Below are 207 nucleotides of genomic sequence, written 5' to 3' on the forward strand. Positions count from 1 at the left end.
GCACACGGCGTACGCACCGGCCGGCTGGGTGCCGCGGTTCGCCGACTATCTGTCGCTGTCCTTCTGGACCGCGACCGCGTTCAGCCCGACCGACGTCTCCGCGATCAAGCGGTGGGCCAAGCTGCTCATGATGGTCGAGGCCGCCACCTCCCTGATCGTGGCGACGCTGGTGATCGCCCGTGCGATCAACATCCTGCAGTGAGGCGG

Annotated in this window: 1 pseudogene; it reads left to right on the top strand. The window is 68.1% G+C overall.

Annotated features, from left to right (window positions below):
• A pseudogene (locus VR45_RS37495) lies at positions 1 to 202 on the top strand (hypothetical protein); the annotation flags it as partial.
• Positions 203 to 207: the final 5 nt, after the last annotated feature.

The sequence above is a fragment of the Streptomyces sp. NRRL S-495 genome (assembly GCF_000966955.1).
In the GTDB taxonomy this organism is placed as follows: Bacteria; Actinomycetota; Actinomycetes; order Streptomycetales; family Streptomycetaceae; genus Kitasatospora; species Kitasatospora purpeofusca.